The sequence below is a fragment of the Rathayibacter sp. VKM Ac-2754 genome (assembly GCF_009807095.1).
Lineage (GTDB): Bacteria > Actinomycetota > Actinomycetes > Actinomycetales > Microbacteriaceae > Rathayibacter.
Map to the genome: position 1 here is coordinate 384288 of NZ_WUCC01000002.1, position 20870 is coordinate 405157.

The following is a 20870-nucleotide window of genomic DNA, read 5'->3' on the forward strand; positions in this document are numbered from 1 at the left end:
TTCTAGCACCTGCGCGGGTTCAGGCCGGGCTGCCGCTCGACCTGTGCATGTCCGGCTCGTGGAAACACGTTCGGCTCGCAGGAATCGAGGATTCCGACGAGCCGAACGTGATCTCGCGAGCCGGAGGTCGGCCCGCAGGTGAGCTACTTGCGCGCGGACTTCATGACGGTGCGGATGTGCAGCGTGTCCATCTCCTCGAGCGAGCGGCCCTTCGTCTCGGGCACGAACATGAAGACGAAGACGAACGAGAGCGCCGCGAACGTCGCGTACAGGCCGTAGGCGAGAGTCAGTGAGACGTCCTGAGAGAGGATCGGGAACGTCACGGTGATCGCGAAGTTGGCGATCCACTGAGCCGAGGCGGCCAGGCCGAGAGCGGCGGCGCGGATGCGGTTCGGGAAGATCTCGCCGAGGAGCACCCAGACCAGCGGTCCCCAGGTCGCCCCGAAGAAGACGACGAAGGCGTTGGCCGAGACGAGGGCGATCGGGCCCCATGCGCCGGGCAGCGAGACGTCCTCGCCGCTGATCGTGGACTGGCTGAACGCGATCGCCATCAGCGCGAGCGAGATCGCCATGCCCGCGGAGCCGACCAGCAGCAGCGGCTTCCGGCCGACCTTGTCCACCAGGAAGATGGCGACGAAGGTGACGACGACGTTCACGACCGAGGTGAACACCGAGATCGCGAAGGAGTTGGACTCGTCGAAGCCGACCGCGCTCCAGAGCGAGGTCGAGTAGTAGAAGATCACGTTGATGCCGACGAACTGCTGGAACACCGACAGCAGGATGCCCACCCAGACGACCGGCAGGAGGCCCAGCGCCGGGCCGCGGAGGCTCGACTTCTGAGCGTTCTCGGCGTCCTCGTCGATCTTCTTCTGGATGTCGTTCAGGGCGTCATCGACCTCGTCACGCGGAGTGACGGTCGCGAGCACCTTGCGCGCCTCCTCCTTCTTGCCGCGGGTCGCGAGGTAGCGCGGCGACTCCGGGAGCGTGAGCGCGAGCAGACCGTAGATCACCGCGGGGACGGCGCAGGCGATGAACATCCAGCGCCAGGCGGCCACGCCGAACCAGTACGGCTCGGAGGCGCCGTCGGCACCGTTCGCGATCAGGGTGTCCGAGAGCAGCGCGGCGAAGATGCCGAGCGTGATCGCGAGCTGCTGGAGCGAGGCGAGGGCCCCGCGGATCGCCTTCGGGGCGATCTCGGAGATGTAGGTCGGCGCGATGACCGAGGCGATGCCGATGCCCAGGCCGCCGACGACGCGCCACAGCACGAGGTCCCAGACGGCGAAGGCGGCGCCCGCTCCGATCGAGGAGACGAGGAAGAGGACCGCGCCGAGCAGCATCACCTTGATGCGGCCCCAGCGGTCGGCCAGACGCCCGGCCAGGTAGGCGCCGAGCGCGCAGCCGAGCAGGGCGGACGCGACCGCGAAGCCGATCAGGGCGGCCGACAGCTCGAACTCGCCCTGCACCGCCTCGACCGCGCCGTTGACGACGGAGGAGTCGAAGCCGAAGAGGAATCCGCCGACCGCCGCCGCGATGGCGAGGCCGATCACCTTCCTCCGGAGTTTCGCCGCCGAGGGGTTCGGGGTGGTGTCAGATCGTCCGCTGGTCATGGTCGTCTCCGATTCTCGCCGCCGGTCGGGCGCTGGTCTCGCCCCGCTCCGGATCACAGGCACGTTACTCCCGGCTCGGAATCCACCGGGACGGGGTTGTGCTCCGCGCGATCCTCTTTCTCCTCCACAGTCCCCCGCCCAGCCGTCTTCTCCCCCGGTCGGGCCGCAGGTCGGTCGCGGCGCGGCTCGCACGGCCAGGGTGGGCGCATGACCCCACCCCTCCTCCTCCGCCCGGGCGTGTTCCTGGTGCTCGCGCTGCTCGCTCCGATGCTCTGGACGCCGCCCGTCGCGGGGTTCTCGGTCGTCGCACCGTGGTCGGCGCCCGCTCACCGCTATGCGGCCGGGCACCGCGGGATCGATCTCGCGGCGCCGCCCGGAACCGCTGTCGCCGCGGTGGCGGCGGGGGTCGTGTCGTTCGCCGGTCCGGTGGTGGATCGCCCGGTGGTGAGCATCGAGCACGCTGACGGACTGGTGTCGAGCATCGAGCCGGTTCTCGCGACGGTGACGAAGGGACAGGCGGTCGCCGCAGGCGAGGCGATCGGAGTCGTCGGGGCCGGCGGGCACTGCGACGGGTCGTGCGTGCATCTCGGCGTGCGCGAGAACGGGGAGTACGTCTCGCCGATGCGGTTCTTCGGCGGCATTCCGAGGGCGGTGCTGCTGCCGATGGACGACCTCGCGTCAGGCGCGCGGGTGCGCGAGCCGGTAGGCCTCGCGGATGCGCTCGGTCGAGACGTGCGTGTAGATCTGCGTGGTGCCGAGGCTGGCGTGACCGAGCATCTCCTGCACGGCACGGAGGTCGGCGCCGCCGTCGAGGAGGTGGGTGGCGGCGGTGTGCCGGAGGGTGTGCGGGCCGGAGGGCCCGGAGCCCTGGCCGCCGTCCAGGAGCCGGGAGACGACTCCGTAGACGGTGCGCGGCGTCAGGCGGGCGCCGCGTCGTCCGAGGAGGAGGGCATCGGTGCGCTCGGCCCCCGCGGTGGCGAGGGTGGGGCGGGCGTTCTCGAGGTAGGCGACGAGCGCCTCCTTCGCGGGCACTCCGAAGGGGACGACGCGCTGCTTCGAGCCCTTTCCGGTGACGAGCACGGTGAGCCTGCTCAGGTCGAGGTCGGCGACGTCGATGGCGACCAGCTCCGAGACCCGGATCGCGGAGGCGTACAGCAGCTCGATGATCGCCAGATCGCGGATCGCGATCGGGTCGTCGGTAGCCCCCTGCGACGCGACGATGTCGATGACCTGCTCGGTCTGCGGCTGCGTGAGCACCCGCGGCAGCGACCGCCCACCCTTCGGTGTGCGCAGCCGTGCCGCGACGTCGGTGGCGAGGCGCTCGGAGCGGAGCACCCAGGAGGAGAAGGAGCGGACCGCGGCCGTGCGTCGGGCGAGCGTTGCCCTCGCCACTCCGGTCTGCGACTCGTGCCACAGCCAGTCGCGCAGCAGCTCGAGGTCGAGCTGCTGCAGGCGGTCGGCGTTCCTGGTCCTCGCGAACTCGACGAGCGTGGTGAGGTCGCCGCGATAGCCCTTCGCAGTGGCGGGTGAGAGCGAGCGCTCGTCGAGCACGTAGCGGAGGAAGTCGTCGACCGCCGCGGCGAGCGAATCGTCAGGCATCGGGCATCCGCGACCAGAGGTCGATGCGGCCCTGCTCGTCGAGCGCCTCGAGCTTCTCGATCAGGTCGGTGCCGAAGCGGGTCGCGATCGGAGCCGTCGCGGTCGGGACGAGGGAGGTCGCGATCGTCTCGGGGTGGACGTGGACCAGCGAGAAGCTCTGGGCGCCGTCGATCCCGCGGAGCTCGCGCTCCGGAGCGCTGAGATCCATCGTGTAGCTGGTCGCGCCGGCCACGAAGACGGGGATACCGGCGAAGGTCGCGGCCGTCGGGTAGTGCAGGTGCCCGCCGAGGATCGCGCGGACGTCGGTGCCGCGGATCACCTCCTCGAGGCGGTCCATCCCGCGGAGCTCGAGCACGGTCATCGCGCCGAGCGGAGTCGGCAGCGGCGGGTGGTGCAGGGCGAGGATCGTACCGAGCGGAGCCGGGGTCGCGAGCTCGTCGGCGAGCCTCTCGAGCTGGGCGTCGGTGAGCTCGCCGTGGTGGAAGCCGGGGACGGCGCTGTCGAGCGCGATGAGCCGGAGCCCGCCGAGGTCGACGACCTGGTCGATCGGGGCGTCGACTGCGCTGTCGCGCTCCTCGAGCAGGATGCGGCGGAAGGCGCGGCGCTCGTCGTGGTTGCCCATCACCCAGACGATCGGGCAATCGAAGCGGTCGCCCAGCGGGTCGAGGGCGGTACGGACGCGGCGGTACGCGTCCTCCTCCCCGCGGTCGGCGACATCGCCGGTCACGACGATCGCGTCGAGGGCTCCCCCGCGCTCCTCCAGCCGCTCGACGGCCTGCGCCAGGCGGGCGACGGTGTCGACCCGCCCGTACAGAGGTGCACCCTCCGCGAGGAAGTGCGTGTCGCTGAGGTGTGCGATGACGCGGTCGGCCGCCCTGAAGTGACCGAGCTGCGGCCTCGCCGTCCGTGCACTCTCGTCGCCCATGCCGCTCCCCTTCGCCGATGCGTCTTCAGCGTAGGGCGGACGACCGACACGGCCGGCGGGGCGCACGGTGCACGGACCACGAGCACGCCCGACCGACGCGCCTCCACTCACCGCGGCACTGCCCGCCACCCTCCGTCGTCGCCGCGCTCGACGAAGCCGTCGGCGAGGAGCGCCCCGAGCACGGAGAGCGCGTCGGCCACCGAGCAGCCCGCCTCGCGCGCGACCGACTCGGTGTCGTGCGCACCTCGCCCGCGCAGGGCGTCCATCAGCCGTGTCCCGGGCCCCGAGGGTTCTGCCGCTTCGACGCCCTGGTCTCGCACGCCCAGCAGTTCGAGGACGTCGGCCGTCGAGGTCACGCACGTCGCCGCGTACTCGCGGAGGAGACGGTGACAGCCCGCGGACGACGCACTCGTGACCGGTCCGGGAACCGTTCCCAGGGGGCGACCGAGCGCGGCCGCGTGCCCCGCGGTGTTCAGCGAACCGGAGCGAGCGCCGGCCTCGACGACCACCGTCGCGGCCGTCGACGCCGCGATCAGCCTGTTGCGCTGGAGGAATCGCCATCTCGTAGGTGTGGTGCCGGGCGGCACCTCCGTCACGACGGCGCTGCCCGGTGTCGCGATGATGCGGTGCAGCAGATCGGAGTGGGCGGTCGGATAGAGGCGATCGGCGCCGCCTGCGAGGAACGCGACAGTATGGCCGCCCGTTCCCAGGGCGGCGCGGTGCGCGACCGCATCGATCCCGAAGGCGCCGCCCGAGACGACGAGCACCCCGCGGTCGGCGGTTCCCGCGGCGAGCTCGGCGGCGACGTGCTCGCCGTAGCCGGTCGCAGCCCTCGCTCCGACGAGTGCGAGCCGGCGGGGCGTCACGAGGGCGGCGGAGTCGCCGCGAATCCAGAGGACGAGCGGTGCATGGGGACCGAGGTCGTCCAGTGCCTCAGGCCATCCACTGGAACCCGGCACCAGCAGGTGCGCATCGAGCCGGTGGGCGATCTCGAGTCGTCGGCGGAGGAGCGCGCGGTCCACGCGGGGCCGCCACCGTCCGAGACCAGCGGAGAGTGCACTCAGCTCGAGTGGCGGCTCCTCGCTCGTCGCCAGGATGTCGGCGGCGGACGATGTGGTGATCACGTGGGCGAGGGCCGCGGCAGCCCCGATGCCGTCGATCAGCGTCGCGGCGACCGCGTCTCCCGGCTCGGCGAGCGAGCTCCAGGCGGCACGGGCCAGCGCCACGATCGGATCCACCTCGGATCCCTCAGTGAGCAGCGGACGGACCGCGCGGATCTCGGTCCGGTCGAAGAGCTCGGTGGTGCGCATCACGCCGCACCTCCCCGCAGCACCAGGGCCCGGCCGAGGTGCGACGCCGTCGGTCGATCGACGTCGTCGAGGTCGGCGAGCGTCCAGCCCAGGCGGAGGACGCGGTCGTAGCCGCGCATCGTCACGAGCCCTCGCTCGAGTGCGCGGTCGAGCACGCGCGACTCGGAGGCGGACGGGCGGTGCTCGCCCGAGCGGAGCCAGCTGCCGGCGACCTCGGCGTTGGTCGACCAGGGCGTCCTGCGCAGCCGCTCGGCGGCGCGACCGCGGGCCGCGACGACGCGGGCTCGCGCCTCGGCGGTCGTGAGGCCGGGCTCGTCGCGACGGGCCGCCAGCTGGGCGGCTCCGATCCTCCGGACCGTGAGCCGGATGTCGACCCGGTCGAGCAGCGGACCGCTCAGCCGGGCGAGGTACCGACGACGCAGCGCGGGAGCGCAGGTGCAGGTCTCCCCCGGGATGCCGTGCCGCCCGCAGGGGCACGGGTTCGCCGCGAGCACGAGCTGCACCCGGGCCGGGAACTCCGCGACGGCGTTCGCGCGGTGGATGCGGATGACCCCGGACTCGAGCGGCTGACGGAGCGCATCGAGCGCCACCGCCGAGAACTCCGGAGCCTCGTCGAGGAAGAGGATGCCCCTGGTGGCGCGCGCGACGGCGCCCGGACGGATGCGTCCGCTGCCGCCTCCCACGATCGCCGCGGGCGACGCGGAGTGGTGCGGGCTCTCGAACGGCGGCCGCCGAACGAGGTCCCCGCCGGTCGGTTCGCCGGTCAGCGAGCGCATGCACGTCGCCTCCAGCGCCGCCTCGTCGTCGAGGTCGGGCAGGATGCCGGGCAGCCGTGACGCGAGCATCGTCTTGCCCGCGCCGGGCGGCCCGAGCAGGAACACGTGGTGACCGCCCGCCGCCGCGGCGATCATCGCCTCCGCCGCCTCCTCGTTGCCGATCACATCGGAGAAGTCGAGCCGCGACTCAGCCCGGATCGGCGGCGCCGATACTGACGCCTCTTCGGGCAACACCGGCACCTCCCACTCCGCGCCGTGCCAGACCGCGGCCGCCGCGAGCGAGGACACCGCGATCACCTCCACGCCGTCGACGAGCTCGGCCTCGAGCCGGTCGTCGGAGGGGACCATCACCCGTCGCCGCCCCTCGCGCGCCGCCGCGAGCACCGCGGGCAGCACCCCCGGCACCGACCGCAGCCGGCCGTCGAGACCCAGCTCGCCCATGTGCACGACCGACGCGACCGACTCCGCGTTCACCTCCCCCAGCGCCGCCAGCGCCGCGAGCCCGATCGCGAGATCGAACGCCGACCCGTGCTTCGGCATCGCCGCCGGCGACAGGTTCACGGTGATCTTGTACTCCGAGATCACTGAACCGGAGTTGATCGCCGCCGACCGCACCCGCTCCTTCGCCTGCGACAGCGCCGCATCCGGCAGCCCGATGATCACCATCCCCGGCGTCCCGTCGGCCGAGTGCGCCTCCACCCCGACCACCGCGCCCGTGAAGCCCACGAGCCCGACCGACGACGTCCTCCCGATGCCCATCACGCCACCGCACGCAGATGACGCACCTGCGTCGGCACACCCTCGGGCGCGATGATTCCCACGGCGTCGATCCGCAGGTGCCGCGACCGCTCGTGATGCTCGTGCGCCCACGCGTACGCCAGCCGCCGCAGCCTCTGCGCCTTCGCCCGCGTGATCGCCTCGACCGGCAACCCGAATCGGCTCGAGGACCGCGTCTTCACCTCGACCACCACCAGCGCCGCACCCTCACGCGCCACGATGTCGAGCTCACCCTCCCGAACCCGCCAGTTGCGATCCAGGATCTCGAACCCGTGCGCCTTCAAGTGCTCCGCCGCGATCTCCTCGCCACGCCGCCCCAACTCGTCCTTGTCCATGCAGAACCTCCCGCACGAACCGTCCCGCAACGGAGGAGTACTGAGGAGGGGACACCCTCCAACCTGTGGAGAGTTCCACCGGAGGGTCCGTGGGGAGGACAACTAGACGCCCGCCGCCCGGCTCCGCTAGCCGGTCGCCAGGCGGCTACGAAGCGCCTTAGTCGTGTTAGGGGCTAGTTGGGGCCGAACCGGTCGCGCTGACCTGGTACTCCCCGACAGACGAAGACTGACCACTCACGGTGTTCCAGAGGATGGTGCCGCTAGAGACATCCGGTGTTGAGTCGAAGCGCACCGTCCTCTGCGTCCATGGACTGGACACGTCAGCAGCCTGAATCGAGCTGCGTGCGAGTACAGCCCCTTGGACGCCAGCGGAGTCGTCACAGATCTTCACCAGCACGGTGCCCCGGGTGGCCCGCGTCGAGCGCATGCGTACGTCCGCGCGGGTGATCTGATCGTTTTCGGTGCTTGTGAGCTTCTGAGAGATCGCCTGCGAGCCGGGAACCGTCAGGATGGATGCTGAAGCGGTCGATGAGACGGACGCGTTCTGTGCCTCTCCTATGGGCACTGTGTAGTGGCCGAGCCCGCGGCGGGTATGGTGGCGACCGATCTTGACGAACCGAGCGTCGAACGCTGCGGAAAGCTCGGCGATTGAGATGTCGTCGTTGTCCTCGTGAGTGTTGACGCCGTCCTTGAAGCTGATCGCCTTCGTCTGCCCCTTGGCAGAGGTGAGTGCGGTGCCCGAAGCGGGACCTAACCACGTCGGCCTCGAAGCGATGACTTGCCGACGCGGAACTGGCGTAGGCCGTAGCGCTGGAGCATGTCCTCGGCGAGGTCCTCCACCTTGCGCTCGTGGAGCGAGGCGATGTCGAAGTTCTCGCGATGGCGCTCGACGCCAGCAAGGCCACCCTCGACGAGGACGTTGCTGAACTCCTCAGGGATGAGCGGAGCTGCGTCGTCTTCCAGGCGCGGTGCTGCCACGCGGTAGCGAAGACCGATCGTGTAGTCGAGATCGAGTGGACGGTCCCAGTAAAGCTCGCCTGCGTAGTCCGTGTAGGTCGACGGCATGCCGGCTGCGTTGGTGTCGGGGACTGCGTTGCGCTCGAAGAACGCGCTCGGCTCGACGACCTCTGGCTGACCGTGCGTCGCGGGTGAAGCGACGCTGCTCAGGACGACCTGCAAGATCTCTTGGTGGCCGATGTCGTACGCGAAGGTCGTGGAGTCGGCGTAGAGCGTCTCGACCAGGCGTGCCTCGGTAAGCGGGAAGCGGTGTCGCCCCAGCACTTCGTCCTGGGTGCCCTGGAGGTAGCCCCGGACCAGGTCGCGGCTGAACGAAGAGTCTTTCGCCCGTGCGATTACTTTGTCGATGAGTGTGGACACGTTGTAGTCGGCCATGTTGTTCCCGCGCGACTCGTCCTAGTTGTTTCTAGGATAACAAATCCGATTGCAGCTGCCTAGATCTCGTGTACGATGCGGCCATGCCGTGGCCCTTCAAGCGTAAACCACCCTTGCCGAAGTACATGCAACGACAGCCGCGTCAGGCTCCTACTTGGCTCAAGTCCGGACTAACGCTCGCGCTTGGAGCAATTCTTGCCATCGCTGCCGGCGGCGTGCAGTCTTATATAAGCGGCGATCTCGAATCGGACCGCAATCGAGAGGAGTTTGTCAGAGAGCAACGGGTCCTCGCATACTCAGATTTCCGCGCCGCACTACAGCAGCAAGACTCGCTCGTGAGGCAGCTACTACAAAAGGCGAGCAGAAGCTCGGCTTACTCCCTAAACGACTATGAAACCGATCTCGTACAACTACAAGAGGCTTCGGATAACCTCGATTCTACTGCTGCGCAGATCGGAATGATTGGAAGCGATGAGACTTCTCAAGCTACCAATAGCGCTGTGTTTGCTCACGCAATTTCCTTTGACTCGGTTCGAGATGTATTACTCGACGCAACCACCGAATCTCCTCGGATTAAGGATAGGACGTTCTTTTCAGACGTAACCTACGCACTGGCTTGCTATTCTGAAAGCTCAGCAACGTTCAACGCGCACGCCCGCGCCGACCTCACCGGCGAAGACTACCAAGGCTCCTGGTCCGTTACAGACTGTCCGGAAATCTATTTAGCGGACGTGAGTTCGGATTAATACAAGAAAAGGCACTCAGTTGTGCACGGGCATCGTTGCCTCGTACGGCACCTTCGCGATGCGCTTGTCCTCCTGCGCCCGCCGCATGGCTGAGCCGAAGTATGCACCAGCGACGGGGCTGTCCCACGAGCAGTAGTACTCCTGGTCGACGAAGGCATTGGCCTCCTCCTCGCTCTGACCACGCGCCAGGAAGCGTGCCACCGCACCAGCACGGATGCGTTCCATCTGCTCGGGCTTGAAGACGTTCGTCTCAGTTACGGGCAGGATCGACACGTAGACGGTCGGGTCCTTCTTCCACGCCTCGAGCATGCCCTTGGCGGCGCTGTCGCCGTTGCTGGTCATGTTGACGATGAGGATCCCGCCGTTGGCCTCCAGGATCGGCTCGATGATGTCGATGACGCTGGGGTCCATCGCCTGGAACTCGGACAGCACGAAGAGCTTAGAGTTGCCACCGCGGAGGCGACCCGGCTTGTGCGCTGAGATGATGCGGATCGAGCCGCCTGTGATCAGTTCGATGCGCTTGAGCGAGTCGTTCAGCCCGTCATCGTTGGCGTGCCGGCGGACGCGTAGGTCCTCGGGCACGAAGTCGGTGAAGCGCAGGCCGTCGTTGGTGTAGCTCTCCCAGAGGTTGTCGCGGCTCATGTCGCTCGTCGGGAACGCGTACTTGGTGGTCATCGGCTGCTCGGCAGTACGCTCGATCGCCATGTTCCAGTTGGTCATGTCCTTGCCAGCACGGCGGTGCCAGTTGAAGACGAAGTTGCGGTAGCTCTTGCCCTTGTGCGCACCCGTGCCGTGGAACGCATCCCAGGCGTCCTCCTGGTAGTAGCGCTTCTTGTAGATGTGCGGGAGCTTGATCTCTACCGCCACGAGCTAGTCCTCGCTGCGTGTGATGACAGTAACCGTCTGGTCGCTCTTCTCGGCAACCTCGGCGCGGTCCACGTAGTCGTGCTTCGCGAGCATCAGCTTGGTGATCGTCGCGTTGAAGCGGCCGTAGAGGCCACCGTTGATGAGGCGGTGCGCTTGGATCTGCATTACACGGTCAAAGATGTGGGAAAACTCCTTGCCCATCGGAGTGTCAATCTCAGCCCACGCGTAAAGCGTAGTGCGATCGATGTCGAGGTAGAGACCAGGACCCTCACGAGTAGGTAGCTCCGCAATGCATTGATCAGCGTAGCGTGCGGCGCGGTCTAGCATTTTTTGCGTCAGTTTAGTGGGTCTTGCCATATGCCTTTGTTATAACACATCATCATACTTTGGTATGGACGAAGCATGGCGGTGCGTCTTGCGATGCACGCGCTCCGGCATGTACTTCAGGGTGTCAAGATGACGCACCCAATGCACACCATGACTGTCGGCAAACTCTAGAAAAAACTCGGATAGCTCGTGCTCTTCTTTGTATATCAGTTCAACACTGCGAGACGAGTCCTTGAGAATGGGGCCATCTTCCCCGCGCACGGTGTACGGATTCTGATGGCTGTCGCGTCGAGCGTGCACAGGAATGTAGGAGGTCTCTGAGATGTCTTCCGGTCCGGCCACGCTCGCCCAGATAATCGGTTCTGTCCCGGAGTTGTGGACGTTGACCGTCAGCTTCCACTCAAGAACTCCGATGTTCGTCAGGTGCCTCGTGATGTTGATTTGAGTCCACGAAGCGAAGGCATCCGCGGGTCTTCTTCTCGACCTCGTCCGATCGTCAAACAAGAGTTTCAGACCGAGGCCGAATGCGGCGAGAGTTCCAACCCCGCTCACCCAGTCAGCAACGCTTCCCCATTCAATCACAGCTCACCCGTCCGCTTCTGCTCTCGCATGTTTGCGACAACCCTCTGTCGGTGGAGTTCCATCCTCACATCGAAGAGCTTCGCCTCCAGCCAGCTCATCTGCCGCTGCTTTGTTCTCCACGCCTCTAGCCACCGTCGCGAATGGTACGAACCATCCTTCAGACGGCGGTGCCACCTACGACCGTTCCCGTCTGAAAAGCTGATGACGGGGTCGTACTTCTCGGGATGAATTGATTCGTCAATAGAAGTCATCTTGGACTCCCCTGGCTCGAGCACGAGATCCATCACAGGAAGGCTAACTGGCGCAATGCTCTCGTACCGATATTGATCCTGGTCGTCGAAATAGCCGACTGAGGCAGAGTAGATAGGTGAGTCGCCAGTGTTGTGCGCGATAATCTCGAAGGTTGTAATCTCCGTATCGACATCCTGTGCAAGATGAGAGACGACGCGGAACCGCTCAGCGAGGGCTCTCTTCTTCTCGGCAACATCGCGCCTCCAGAGGTAGGCACCGCCGATGAAAGTGGCAGCTGTGGCGGTCGAACCGACCCACTCTGCCCATGACCCAAGTTCCATGCCCGGAGCCTAGCGTTGACCTCCGACGACGTAGTCCAGCAGCTCCTTGGCATGGCAGCGCGTGCACCCTCGCACCACGAAGTGAGCCGAGCCGTGGAACCGAGCGTTCTCGACCACTACCGTCTGCTTGAACGAGGCCCACGTGTGCATGCATCCGTTGGCCTTGGTACGAGACGCCACCCGAGCCTGCGACGCAGCCCTGACCCGAGCGTGCAGCTCAGCGCGGAGGGTGTCGAGGTCCCTGGGGCTCTGACCTACCACCACGTGTTCTCCTTGAACACCGTGCCGTAGTTGTTGGTGCAGTGTCCGGTGCAGGACCAGTACGCGGCGGCAGCCACCCATGAGCCGTAGCGCTCACGCATGTAACCCGTGAACCAGTCGTCCTGGCAGGCGTAGTCGGTCAATGAACACGGGAGCTTGCTGCACGGGAGGGCCTGGCCGATCCCGCACGCACCAGACGACGGGTTGATCGCGTCTGGACGGTTGCCGCTCTCGTGCTGGTAGACGAACGCCTTGGCCTCCGCTTCAGCGTCGATGGCCGGCGCTGCTGTTGAGACAGAGGCTGTGAGCTCGTCTGAGGCCTGCTGGGGCTCGGTGAGCGCTTCAGGTGGTTCTGGTGCCGTCTGGATGATGGGCGCGGTAGAGACGGCTTCTACTAGCGTTGCTCTAAAGACCCTGCGGCGACCGCTTGCTCGATCTGGCTCACGTTGTGTGAACGGAGGGTCCAGCCGGTGATGATGCCAGCGAGGGCGAAGGTCATGATGGCGACGATGAACCATGGGAGCGAGACGCTCAACGCAATGGTTCGAGGCTTTTTTGGTAGGGATGGTTCTTGTGTGTTGGTAGTGCTCATATTCAATTTTCCTTGCTTATCCATAGTCCGGGAATTTCCGGACTATGGATTTTATTACTTTAGTTGTGCTTACTTGACTATTACGAACGTGATCTTATTGGGTGCTCGGTAGTCTGTGATTGCTATTAGGTTAGTCATGTTGGTGTTTCCTGTTTATTTGACTGTCTTTAGTTAAACACAAGCGTTACATAAAGTCAATACTATTTATGTGCGATATGGTGCTTCGCTGGCATATACCTTCACAAACCTCTTGAAGCCCAAATCGTTATCGAGCGCCATTCTGATTCCAAACACGGTTTCACTGGTTGCTCCGGGACCGAGAATTACTTCTCGGAGAGGATAGAATCCGTCCGCATCAACAGGCCAAGCCAATGACTTGTATCCCATGATTCCTCGCCGACCGTTGCGTACCTCCATCCGCTCACTCTCGACCGAGCCAATTAGCCGGATCTCTCGCTCTTCTGCAAACGCCTTATGCTTCAAGACGGGAGACTCCCATCCAACCTCGCTTCCGATGGCGTCATACACACGGAGCCAGTGCGGGTCCTCGTTGTAAGCTCCAGTTCGAATTCTTGCAAGAGCCCGACTAATAATGCCATTCATCAAATCGCTGGCAGTACCAGCATCGTAGATACACTCGCGGAGCTTCCACTGGTATATGTCCTCAAACATGGACCGGTCAAATCCGAGGGCATAGCCTTGGCCGGGACCGGTGTATCCACGCCACTGACTCAGGGAGTCAGGGTCTGAGGAGAACGAGACGATGCAGTTGCCGTGGTAAGGCATGTTGTCCAAGTACTCGGCTGCGTGTAGCATCCCGATAACGACGTCATCATTCTCAGGTTTCTGAGCTTCAAGCTGAAGCGCCGTAGACATGAGTCGGTGAAACTGAAGCAGCTCTTCCGTGTCATTCAAATGAAAAGTGTGCGAAGCCCAAAACTCGCGACTCTTGAGCATCCCAAGGGCACCAGCCGCATCGGTGTAGTGCCACATGAGGTCCGAGGGGACAGGACCGGTCCGCGTCTCCAGCTCGTACATGCGCTCGACGCTACATGTCAGACCCGTCGCACCGCATTTGCCCACACCCACGCATCGAGCTTCGTGCCGTTCGACATGCTCCACTCGATGTGCACCGCTCGGTCGGTCCACTCCACCGCGAACGCGTCGGTGATGACGGGCTGCTCCTGGAAGCGCACCCAAGCCCGCACGGGAACAGCCGGCCCTCGACGGATCGGATGGTTGGCTTCGTCGAGCTCAGCGGGCGTGAGGGACACGGGCTCAGGCCTGACCGCCGCCTCCGACACGCGCTGCTGCGTCATACGGTCGTAGTGGTCCTCGTAGCGTCGGTTCGATCCCATGGCGTCAGACGGTAGTCGAACGTATGTTCGAACGCGAGCGAATGCGGCGTGTCCTACGGTGGTGCCATGACAACGGCAGAGACGGTCAACGCGTTCCTTCCCCTGCTGTCGATCCCGCTCTTCACAGCAGCCGTTGTCGCCCTCGTACCAATTGCGATACCGACGATCCGTTGGAACCGACGCCTCAAGAACGAGCTTGCGGTGCTGAAGGATCTCCCGGACGGCGAGCAAAAGGATCGCTTTGAAAGACGCATCGTGGCACAGGCCAAGCGGCTCAACGATTACCACGAGCTGATTCCAATCCACGAGAAGGTTCTCACTTGGGTCTCAGTACCCGTGTTTGTCGGACTCACAACTATTACCGCCTTGCAGTGGGACGCGTTTGGCGAATTCTCGATCCTCGATAATCTTCTGACGGCTCTTGTGATACTCATCGGTTTTGCGGCCACTTTGGGAGCGTTCACCGGACGTACTTCTGGGCTTATGAATGGAGAAGCGTACCGCGCTTACATGCGAAACGAAATAAAGGGCATGAAACGTCAGACTGCCAGAAGAACCGCGCGTCGTAGGCTCAGGGGCATGAAGAAAGCAGAAAAGCGTGCCAACGCAAACAGACCCACTGTCGAGCGCGTAACAGGCTCGGGGAGTTAGTACTGAAGCATTCCCTTAGTGGGGTGCAGTCGGTCGGTTCTTCAAGGATAGCTTGAGTAGCAACTCCCTCATGATCAGTTGAGCACATGTTGCGCACGTTCTGAGCATGTTCTGAACCAGGTTGTGAAGGTGCGCGGGTTGTTTCCCTTTGATCCCATCAGTACAAAGCAGGCTTTACGATAGCCGAAACACACGCTCCAACTAACGACTGGATTGCGACTTTGAGTCAGTTCTTCTCTGTACCGACTATTTCGTCGAAGAATGGTATTGACTATTTAGAACATAAGCGCATAATGAGAAGCAGGTAAGACGCGGGACACCAAATAGGTCCGACAGCGATCCGCCAGAACTCATCAACTTAAATACCGAAGGGGGACGCATAAAGGATATTCACACATGGAAGAGCAGAACAACTGGCGCATATACAAGAAGCAGCACGGACGCCAGCAGATCAAGGCTAGCGACAAATGGGAACCAGCACTCCGCCAGGCGTTGCAGGACCTCGCAGACAGCGAGACACAGCGCTTAGGTAGGAAGATCTCGGTCTCAACCGTCGTCAGCAACCTCATGACACGCAACGGTGCGTTCGCGATCGAGAAGCGCAAGGAGCTTCGCAAGAACTATTTACAACTGAAGAAGGAGAACACCAATGACAGCAGAAGGGAGCATCGAGGGCAGTAAGCTCGCCGCCGCACTAGTCGGCTTCCGAGCGGACGTGCCCGTAGTCAAGCGCAACGCCACTGGTCAGGCTGGCTCACGCACGTACAAGTACGCCGACCTGGCCACAGTAGAAGAGACGGCTCAGCCGCACTTGGCGAAGCACAGGCTCGCAGTAACGCAGCCGATCGACACCGGTGAGGACGGCTTCAACTACCTCCGCACCGTGATCCGACACGAGTCTGGTGAGCGAGAGGAATCGAGGATTCGCATCCCGCTGGAAGGCGTAACGCCTCAGCAAGCAGGGTCGGTCATCACCTACTACCGTCGCTACGCGTTCACCACGAACCTTGGCATTGCCGTGGAGGGTGAGGACGACGACGGGGACGCAGGCAATGACGCAAAGCTACCGGCCGTTCGAACACCCGCAGCATCATCGAACAAACCAGCGACGGAGAAGCAGCTCAACCTCATCGGGACCCTAGCCATGCGAAAGGGCAAAGACGAGGAGTGGTATCTGGCCGCGCTTGAGAAGGTTCGAAACAGTGCCGACGCCTCAGCAATAATCAACAAGCTGAGCGAGCTTGAGGACGCACAGTAATGCAGGTCTTCGAGTACTACAGCGACCGCGAAGGGTGAAGAGGGCGAGGCCGCGCCAGCACCCGATGCCGAGCCCGAGCAGCCGATGGTGGTGCGCCGATTCAAGGTGGTGCGAGCGCTGTTCCACTACGCCCAGGTGGCCGGCGAGGGTGGTCTACCACCGTACGTGCCGCCCAACTGGGACGAGACACGAGCCCTCGAGACACTCGACATCACTGAGGAGCCGTTCGCGCTCTACAACGGCAACATCATGGGCTACTCGTACGACCGGACCATCGCCGTCTCCCCCGTTGCGCCGTACCCGTTCAAAACGAAGATCCACGAGCTCGGCCACGTTGAGCTTGGGCACACCGGGGACGCTCCCGACGAGGAAGAAGAGCCGGGAACCATGCACCAGGGCATCGGTGAGTTTCAAGCGGAGTCCACCGCGTACCTGACGTTGCATCAGCTAGGTGCCGAGGACCAGATGAACGCGAGCGAGAGCCGCGCCTACGTGCAGCACTGGCTACGCGGAGGTGAACCGTCCGAGGTTGATGTCCGCCAGGTCTTCAGCGCTACGGATCGGATCGTTAGAGCCGGGCAAGAGCCAAGGGAAGAATAGCATTGACCGACTTAAGCAGAAATGCGAATATCAGAGTGTCCCGCAAGACAAACGGCGGTGAGCGTCAATATCGTGGCAGACGTTTCATGTGCTCAACGTAACAAGCACAGCCGCCTCGCACCTTTCACAACCGGATCAACGACAGACATGCACGCAACAAGCGTGAGAGAAGTACGCTAGGTCAAAGTTTAGGCCGATGACGGCGGAGTACCGAGAGGTCCCGCACGGGCGATCCTTCGTCCGATAACCGTCCCCACTGTGAGGTGCAAGTCCTCACCTCGCGAGGCAGTCGTTGAGCCGTCTGGCTCGTTCGCCGTCGCCGCCCATGTTGAGAGGCGGGGACAGGACGGTCCAGACGGGCGCGCGATTTCAGGCGTCCCCCTGATCGTGCGCTTCAGCCAGTGGTCGACCAGGCAACTACCCACCGTCTCGTCGACCTCCTAGTTCCGCGCATACCTCGCAGGTGCGTGGAACTAGGAGGACACAGCAATACCAATCCACTCCCCCATCCTCAGAGCCGGCCGTCGTGCGTAGGGCGATGCTGCCCAACAGCGAGTCTGTGATCCAGCAGCGCGTCTGCCTCTATCTGGCCACGCACTACCCGGACGTCATCTTCCGCTCCGACTTCGCGTCGGGCCTGAAGCTGTCGATCGCGCAGGCGTCGCTCCACAAGAGGCTCCAGTCAAGCAGGGCGTGGCCAGACCTGCACATCGTCGAGCCGCGCGGTGAACACGCTGGCCTCTTCATCGAGCTCAAGCGCGAGGGTGTCGTCGTCTTCAAGCAAGACGGAACGCTGCGCGCTGACGAGCACCTCAAGGAGCAGGCGGCGATGCTCGCTTCACTACGGGCGCGTGGGTACCGAGCTGAGTTCGCGATCGGCTACGACGCGGCCGTGGCGTTGATCGAGTCGTACCTCTCTTAATGCGGCTGGAACTGCACGCCCAACCGGACGTGCTGACCACCCACGATCACTAGGAGACCTCGTGACCAAGGCCATCGTCCTGCCCGCAACGGACGCCCCGTACCTCGTCGACCTCAACAGCGCAGCGGACATCCACGCACTCGTCGAAGGCTGGTTCGAGATCCTCGATCTCGCCACACCGGACGCGACGCTCTGGATCAACGACGAAGCAGCGATCGACGGCAAGAGCTGGAACAAGCACGCGATGTGGCTGCTCGTCGTTCACTCCGTACACCCGACCACGAACCCGTTCCTTCGCGGAACCATGGTGCTCACCGGACCCATGAGCACCAACGAGGACGGACTGTCAGATGTTGACGACTACTACGTCGATCTGATGTTCCCGTCGAAACGGCTGACGGTGCACGTGCAGCGAGCGAACAGCGACGAGTGGATCGACATGCGCATGCCGTTCGACACGTGGCGTTCTGCGTACAACGCTGCGCTGAATGTGCAAGGCGCGCACGAAGACATCACGAAATTTAAAGTTGTACCAAAATGATCGTGGGGAGCCCCGCAGCGTATTTTGCTGCGGGGTTTTCTAACTGTAGAACTTATTCACTGTAAAACGTTGAGCTCGTAATCAACCTTGATTTGTATCCAGCGATCTCGTTTTACACCGCCTACGTAAACTAATCGCGACACTTAGTCAAGACTCAGCTCGAACTCGCCTTGGATTGGCCTTCCATAAGCGGGGCATAGGTGCTAGAGTCCTACTTGTCTCTTCGAACAGAAGGGCCGGCCATCCTCTCGGACGGCCGGCCCTTTTTGTGACCGCAAGTTCCCGCTTGCGACCCACCTTGCAATATCTACGCAAAATCCCTAGGAGGACTTCACATGCTGAAGTTTACACGAAAAATTAAAAACTCGCAGGGCGAGTCTACAACGACGAAGTTCTCGATTACAACCTCGTTCGTCGTTCAAGGCCTGGCTGCATTCGGTACGTTCCTCGTGATCGTGATGCAGTACTGGCCGTTCTAAATGAAGGGGCCCCTACCACCGGCGAGCCTTCGGGTCGCTCAAGCTGGTAGTAGGGGCGTCGGTGGACCGTTCAGGAGCCAGGCTTGTAGCCCTTGCGACGACCCTTGAGGCCGTCAGCGTTCTCCAGGACGGCGCTGATGTTCGGAGCGAGCTTGTTGAACTCGGCCACGGAGACGACCATCTCGGTCGTCTCGCCGTTGCGGATCTCCAGCGCCACCAAGTTGCTGGCGGGCTTCAGATCCTTGACCTCAGACGGAAGCGCGTCGAACTGCTTCGGCTCGTCGAGGTCGGGGTGGCTGCGGACGACAATCGTTACGATCTCGTCCTCGGTCGCTTCGGCCCCGGTGAGGTCCGAGACCCTGATCTGGCGGAACCCCATGGGGATCGCACTCCTTTTTGTCGGTGGTCTTCACGGGATGTGTCGACCTGCCACTAGTAAGAAGCATGCGCGCTAGATCGTAAACCGTAGAAATTACAACAGACTTAAGGATCTCTGTTTGAGACAATAGATGTACACATGCAAGACCAGTTCGACCTCACCACTTACGTCAGCGAATCCACTCAAGCGAGCGCTGTTCCGTTGATGGTCGAAAACCGCGACGTACTTGCCTCGATCGCGACGATGGTTTCGAAGCGTCGAAATCAGACCCCCGCGTCTAACTAGCCCTCGTCAGGGGTGCTCTGCTCTTCGGCTTTCGCCCTTCGAGCATCACGCTTCTTTCTGTACGTCAGCATCGTGGTGGCATCGGCCTGGGCGCCGTCGTGCCCAAAAGTACGCAGACCGTGGTGAAGCGGGTCGGTCCACTTGTCGGTGTTCTTCTTAATTGCAACTACAGCTTCAGCTAGCTCATTCAGTCCCTTGCGGGTTATCCAACTCTGGTGCATGTAGACGTGCCAGTCCAGAACGACTTCGGTCGTCAATTTCTCGTTGTCGATCCCGTCGTAGGTGATCGTGCCCGTGTGGCGGTGCGGCAGACCTGCCTGATGGCGCTCAAGGTGCGCATCCCAGAACGTCCGATACTCCTGACCCGGCGCGAGCGCCGGAATGAAGTGCGGGAACATGAGGAACTCGGGCTCGCCATTGTTGCTCGTCTTCAGGTCAGAGTCCGTCTCGAAGCTGACGTTGCGCGCTATCGTCTGCCCGTAGTTACGGATAACGAGGTCCATGAATCCTTGAAGGTACGGCACCGGCTCCATGGAAACGACCACGTACGGCTGAGACCGAGCACGGTCAAGATCCGCGGTCAGTCTTCGCGCCTCGCGGGCTTCCTTCACCTGCCGCGCTCCAAAGATCCACGCAACGACGAAGGCTGCTGCTGCCACGAGGCCAGTGCCGAGTGTCGACCATGCGGACAGCGCGTCGAGGGCGGCTGAAGTCTGGTCGGGTGTCATAGGTGCATCCTGCCAGGGACCTCCGACACAGCTCTCGCAGGAGCGGACAGCGTGGTGTACTTTGCAGCTCCACGCCTCGTCGAGGAAGAGGATCCCCCTGGTGGCGCGCGCGACGGCGCCGGGCCGGATGCGTCCGCTACCGCCTCCGACGATCGCCGCGGGCGACGCGGAGTGGTGCGGGCTCTCGAACGGCGGCCGCCGCACGAGGTCACCGCCGGTCGGTTCGCCGGTCAGCGAACGCATGCACGTCGCCTCCAGCGCCGCCTCGTCGTCGAGGTCGGGCAGGATGCCGGGCAGCCGCGACGCGAGCATCGTCTTGCCCGCGCCGGGCGGCCCGAGCAGGAACACGTGATGCCCACCCGCGGCCGCAGCGATCATCGCCTCCGCCGCCTCCTCATTGCCGACCACGTCGGAGAAGTCGAGCCGCGACTCCGCCCGGACCGGCGGCCCCGGCACCGCCGCCTCCGCGGGAAGCACCGGCACCTCCCACTCCGCTCCGCGCCAGACCGCGACCGCCGCGAGCGAGGACACCGCGATCACCTCCACCCCATCGACGAGCTCGGCCTCACAGGGAGATGGATCTCGATATGCCGCCTGCGGCGGCTACTCGACCAGCAGACAGCTATTCGATCAGCCCGGATAGTGCACGCCGTGGCTCAGGAGCGACGAAGTCGTCCTACTCGTCGAGCGCCAGCTCCTTGGGCAGCTCGAACTCCTTGCGGGAGAGCTCCTCGACGTTGACGTCCTTGAAGGTCAGCACGCGGACGGACTTCACGAAGCGGTCGGAGCGGTAGACGTCCCAGACCCACACGTCGCGCATGGTCAGCTCGAAGTAGAAGTCGTGCTCGGTGTCGCGGCGGACCAGCTCGACCTCGTTCGCCAGGTAGAACCGGCGCTCGGTCTCGACGACGTACGAGAACTGCGAGACGACGTCGCGGTACTCCCGGTACAGTGCCAGCTCGACCTCGCGGTCGTAGTCCTCGAATTCGTCCTCATCCATC

Annotated in this window: 25 protein-coding genes and 1 pseudogene; 8 read left to right on the forward strand and 18 right to left on the reverse strand. The window is 63.9% G+C overall.

Features of this window, described 5'->3' with window-relative positions; genetic code table 11:
* Positions 1-143 precede the first annotated feature (143 nt).
* Positions 144-1607: a sugar porter family MFS transporter gene (locus GRS92_RS05095; RefSeq protein WP_159853900.1), complete on the reverse strand. Its 1464-nt coding sequence runs from the start codon at positions 1605-1607 to the stop codon at positions 144-146.
* Positions 1608-1874: 267 nt separating this feature from the next.
* Between GRS92_RS05095 and GRS92_RS05100 the strand changes: the two are divergent.
* Positions 1875-2216: pseudogene (locus GRS92_RS05100) on the forward strand (peptidoglycan DD-metalloendopeptidase family protein); the annotation flags it as partial.
* 69 nt (positions 2217-2285) lie between these two features.
* Here GRS92_RS05100 and GRS92_RS05105 read toward each other — a convergent pair.
* From GRS92_RS05105 to GRS92_RS05130, 6 genes are all read right to left on the reverse strand, one after another.
* On the reverse strand, positions 2286-3206 hold the full coding sequence (locus tag GRS92_RS05105) for a tyrosine recombinase XerC (RefSeq protein WP_159853902.1): 921 nt from the start codon (positions 3204-3206) through the stop codon (positions 2286-2288).
* A complete protein-coding gene (locus tag GRS92_RS05110) occupies positions 3199-4131 on the reverse strand; it encodes a phosphodiesterase (RefSeq protein ID WP_159853904.1) in 933 nt (310 codons plus the stop codon). The genes GRS92_RS05105 and GRS92_RS05110 overlap by 8 nt, the downstream gene beginning before the upstream one ends.
* A gap of 107 nt (positions 4132-4238) precedes the next feature.
* The gene (dprA, locus tag GRS92_RS05115; protein WP_159853906.1) at positions 4239-5441 is read right to left on the reverse strand and encodes a DNA-processing protein DprA; all 1203 of its coding nucleotides are present in this window, start codon (positions 5439-5441) and stop codon (positions 4239-4241) included.
* The gene (locus GRS92_RS05120) at positions 5441-6976 is read right to left on the reverse strand and encodes a YifB family Mg chelatase-like AAA ATPase (protein WP_159853909.1); all 1536 of its coding nucleotides are present in this window, start codon (positions 6974-6976) and stop codon (positions 5441-5443) included. Before GRS92_RS05120 ends, dprA begins: the two co-directional genes overlap by 1 nt.
* Positions 6976-7329, reverse strand: a complete 354-nt coding sequence (locus GRS92_RS05125) for a YraN family protein (RefSeq protein WP_159853911.1) — start codon at positions 7327-7329, stop codon at positions 6976-6978. The genes GRS92_RS05120 and GRS92_RS05125 overlap by 1 nt, the downstream gene beginning before the upstream one ends.
* Before the next feature lie 750 nt (positions 7330-8079).
* The gene (locus tag GRS92_RS05130; RefSeq protein ID WP_159853913.1) at positions 8080-8721 is read right to left on the reverse strand and encodes a phage adaptor protein; all 642 of its coding nucleotides are present in this window, start codon (positions 8719-8721) and stop codon (positions 8080-8082) included.
* An 83-nt stretch (positions 8722-8804) separates the two neighbouring features.
* Here GRS92_RS05130 and GRS92_RS05135 point away from each other — a divergent pair, with 83 nt between their 5' ends.
* The gene (locus GRS92_RS05135) at positions 8805-9467 is read left to right on the forward strand and encodes a hypothetical protein (protein ID WP_159853915.1); all 663 of its coding nucleotides are present in this window, start codon (positions 8805-8807) and stop codon (positions 9465-9467) included.
* Between the two features lie 15 nt (positions 9468-9482).
* Here the strand turns inward: GRS92_RS05135 and GRS92_RS05140 are convergent, their stop codons facing one another.
* From GRS92_RS05140 to GRS92_RS05175, 8 genes are all read right to left on the reverse strand, one after another.
* Entirely contained in the window at positions 9483-10334 is an 852-nt protein-coding gene (locus tag GRS92_RS05140; protein WP_159853917.1) for a hypothetical protein, read from the reverse strand.
* Between the two features lie 3 nt (positions 10335-10337).
* A complete protein-coding gene (locus GRS92_RS05145) occupies positions 10338-10691 on the reverse strand; it encodes a terminase small subunit (RefSeq protein ID WP_159853919.1) in 354 nt (117 codons plus the stop codon).
* A 9-nt stretch (positions 10692-10700) separates the two neighbouring features.
* Positions 10701-11243 (reverse strand): hypothetical protein, encoded by a 543-nt coding sequence (locus GRS92_RS05150; RefSeq protein WP_159853921.1) that lies wholly within the window; start codon positions 11241-11243, stop codon positions 10701-10703.
* Positions 11240-11815, reverse strand: a complete 576-nt coding sequence (locus GRS92_RS05155) for a hypothetical protein (protein WP_159853923.1) — start codon at positions 11813-11815, stop codon at positions 11240-11242. The genes GRS92_RS05150 and GRS92_RS05155 overlap by 4 nt, the downstream gene beginning before the upstream one ends.
* Before the next feature lie 254 nt (positions 11816-12069).
* Positions 12070-12219 carry a hypothetical protein gene (locus GRS92_RS05160; protein WP_159853925.1) on the reverse strand — a complete coding sequence of 50 codons (150 nt, stop codon included), beginning with the start codon at positions 12217-12219 and terminating at the stop codon, positions 12070-12072.
* 251 nt (positions 12220-12470) lie between these two features.
* Positions 12471-12668 (reverse strand): hypothetical protein, encoded by a 198-nt coding sequence (locus tag GRS92_RS05165; RefSeq protein WP_159853927.1) that lies wholly within the window; start codon positions 12666-12668, stop codon positions 12471-12473.
* A gap of 204 nt (positions 12669-12872) precedes the next feature.
* The gene (locus GRS92_RS05170) at positions 12873-13706 is read right to left on the reverse strand and encodes a DUF2971 domain-containing protein (protein WP_159853929.1); all 834 of its coding nucleotides are present in this window, start codon (positions 13704-13706) and stop codon (positions 12873-12875) included.
* Between the two features lie 17 nt (positions 13707-13723).
* On the reverse strand, positions 13724-14026 hold the full coding sequence (locus GRS92_RS05175) for a hypothetical protein (protein ID WP_159853931.1): 303 nt from the start codon (positions 14024-14026) through the stop codon (positions 13724-13726).
* Positions 14027-14092: 66 nt separating this feature from the next.
* Between GRS92_RS05175 and GRS92_RS05180 the strand changes: the two genes are divergently transcribed.
* The 6 genes from GRS92_RS05180 (at position 14093) to GRS92_RS05205 (ending at position 17998) form a co-directional block, all read left to right on the forward strand.
* A complete protein-coding gene (locus tag GRS92_RS05180; protein WP_159853933.1) occupies positions 14093-14677 on the forward strand; it encodes a hypothetical protein in 585 nt (194 codons plus the stop codon).
* Between the two features lie 396 nt (positions 14678-15073).
* A complete protein-coding gene (locus GRS92_RS05185) occupies positions 15074-15358 on the forward strand; it encodes a hypothetical protein (protein ID WP_159853935.1) in 285 nt (94 codons plus the stop codon).
* Positions 15327-15935: an ERF family protein gene (locus GRS92_RS05190; protein ID WP_159853937.1), complete on the forward strand. Its 609-nt coding sequence runs from the start codon at positions 15327-15329 to the stop codon at positions 15933-15935. The genes GRS92_RS05185 and GRS92_RS05190 overlap by 32 nt, the downstream gene beginning before the upstream one ends.
* A gap of 84 nt (positions 15936-16019) precedes the next feature.
* Positions 16020-16535 (forward strand): hypothetical protein, encoded by a 516-nt coding sequence (locus GRS92_RS05195; protein ID WP_159853939.1) that lies wholly within the window; start codon positions 16020-16022, stop codon positions 16533-16535.
* A gap of 538 nt (positions 16536-17073) precedes the next feature.
* The gene (locus GRS92_RS05200; RefSeq protein ID WP_159853941.1) at positions 17074-17457 is read left to right on the forward strand and encodes a hypothetical protein; all 384 of its coding nucleotides are present in this window, start codon (positions 17074-17076) and stop codon (positions 17455-17457) included.
* Between the two features lie 61 nt (positions 17458-17518).
* Positions 17519-17998, forward strand: a complete 480-nt coding sequence (locus GRS92_RS05205) for a DUF3846 domain-containing protein (protein WP_159853943.1) — start codon at positions 17519-17521, stop codon at positions 17996-17998.
* Positions 17999-18547: 549 nt separating this feature from the next.
* Here the strand turns inward: GRS92_RS05205 and GRS92_RS05210 are convergent.
* The 3 genes from GRS92_RS05210 to GRS92_RS05220 form a co-directional block, all read right to left on the reverse strand.
* On the reverse strand, positions 18548-18856 hold the full coding sequence (locus GRS92_RS05210) for a hypothetical protein (protein ID WP_159853945.1): 309 nt from the start codon (positions 18854-18856) through the stop codon (positions 18548-18550).
* Between the two features lie 281 nt (positions 18857-19137).
* Positions 19138-20400 carry an ATP-binding protein gene (locus GRS92_RS19210; protein WP_235021821.1) on the reverse strand — a complete coding sequence of 421 codons (1263 nt, stop codon included), beginning with the start codon at positions 20398-20400 and terminating at the stop codon, positions 19138-19140.
* Positions 20401-20545: 145 nt separating this feature from the next.
* Positions 20546-20869: a DUF2469 family protein gene (locus GRS92_RS05220; RefSeq protein WP_056044100.1), complete on the reverse strand. Its 324-nt coding sequence runs from the start codon at positions 20867-20869 to the stop codon at positions 20546-20548.
* Position 20870 lies beyond the last annotated feature (1 nt).

What these genes read in the sequence shown, in the direction of transcription:
- GRS92_RS05110 (WP_159853904.1), bottom strand. Translation starts at nt 4,131, where the DNA reads ATGGGCGACGAGAGTGCACGGACGGCGAGGCCGCAGCTCGGTCACTTC.
- GRS92_RS05170 (WP_159853929.1), bottom strand. Translation starts at nt 13,706, where the DNA reads ATGTACGAGCTGGAGACGCGGACCGGTCCTGTCCCCTCGGACCTCATG.
- GRS92_RS05130 (WP_159853913.1), bottom strand. Translation starts at nt 8,721, where the DNA reads ATGGCCGACTACAACGTGTCCACACTCATCGACAAAGTAATCGCACGG.
- GRS92_RS05210 (WP_159853945.1), bottom strand. Translation starts at nt 18,856, where the DNA reads ATGGGGTTCCGCCAGATCAGGGTCTCGGACCTCACCGGGGCCGAAGCG.
- GRS92_RS05220 (WP_056044100.1), bottom strand. Translation starts at nt 20,869, where the DNA reads ATGGATGAGGACGAATTCGAGGACTACGACCGCGAGGTCGAGCTGGCA.
- GRS92_RS05190 (WP_159853937.1), top strand. Translation starts at nt 15,327, where the DNA reads ATGACAGCAGAAGGGAGCATCGAGGGCAGTAAGCTCGCCGCCGCACTA.
- GRS92_RS05185 (WP_159853935.1), top strand. Translation starts at nt 15,074, where the DNA reads ATGGAAGAGCAGAACAACTGGCGCATATACAAGAAGCAGCACGGACGC.
- dprA (WP_159853906.1), bottom strand. Translation starts at nt 5,441, where the DNA reads ATGCGCACCACCGAGCTCTTCGACCGGACCGAGATCCGCGCGGTCCGT.
- GRS92_RS05175 (WP_159853931.1), bottom strand. Translation starts at nt 14,026, where the DNA reads ATGGGATCGAACCGACGCTACGAGGACCACTACGACCGTATGACGCAG.
- GRS92_RS05200 (WP_159853941.1), top strand. Translation starts at nt 17,074, where the DNA reads ATGCTGCCCAACAGCGAGTCTGTGATCCAGCAGCGCGTCTGCCTCTAT.
- GRS92_RS05195 (WP_159853939.1), top strand. Translation starts at nt 16,020, where the DNA reads ATGGTGGTGCGCCGATTCAAGGTGGTGCGAGCGCTGTTCCACTACGCC.
- GRS92_RS05120 (WP_159853909.1), bottom strand. Translation starts at nt 6,976, where the DNA reads ATGGGCATCGGGAGGACGTCGTCGGTCGGGCTCGTGGGCTTCACGGGC.
- GRS92_RS05095 (WP_159853900.1), bottom strand. Translation starts at nt 1,607, where the DNA reads ATGACCAGCGGACGATCTGACACCACCCCGAACCCCTCGGCGGCGAAA.
- GRS92_RS05135 (WP_159853915.1), top strand. Translation starts at nt 8,805, where the DNA reads ATGCCGTGGCCCTTCAAGCGTAAACCACCCTTGCCGAAGTACATGCAA.
- GRS92_RS05155 (WP_159853923.1), bottom strand. Translation starts at nt 11,815, where the DNA reads ATGGAACTTGGGTCATGGGCAGAGTGGGTCGGTTCGACCGCCACAGCT.
- GRS92_RS05125 (WP_159853911.1), bottom strand. Translation starts at nt 7,329, where the DNA reads ATGGACAAGGACGAGTTGGGGCGGCGTGGCGAGGAGATCGCGGCGGAG.
- GRS92_RS05180 (WP_159853933.1), top strand. Translation starts at nt 14,093, where the DNA reads ATGACAACGGCAGAGACGGTCAACGCGTTCCTTCCCCTGCTGTCGATC.
- GRS92_RS05145 (WP_159853919.1), bottom strand. Translation starts at nt 10,691, where the DNA reads ATGGCAAGACCCACTAAACTGACGCAAAAAATGCTAGACCGCGCCGCA.
- GRS92_RS05105 (WP_159853902.1), bottom strand. Translation starts at nt 3,206, where the DNA reads ATGCCTGACGATTCGCTCGCCGCGGCGGTCGACGACTTCCTCCGCTAC.
- GRS92_RS05165 (WP_159853927.1), bottom strand. Translation starts at nt 12,668, where the DNA reads ATGAGCACTACCAACACACAAGAACCATCCCTACCAAAAAAGCCTCGA.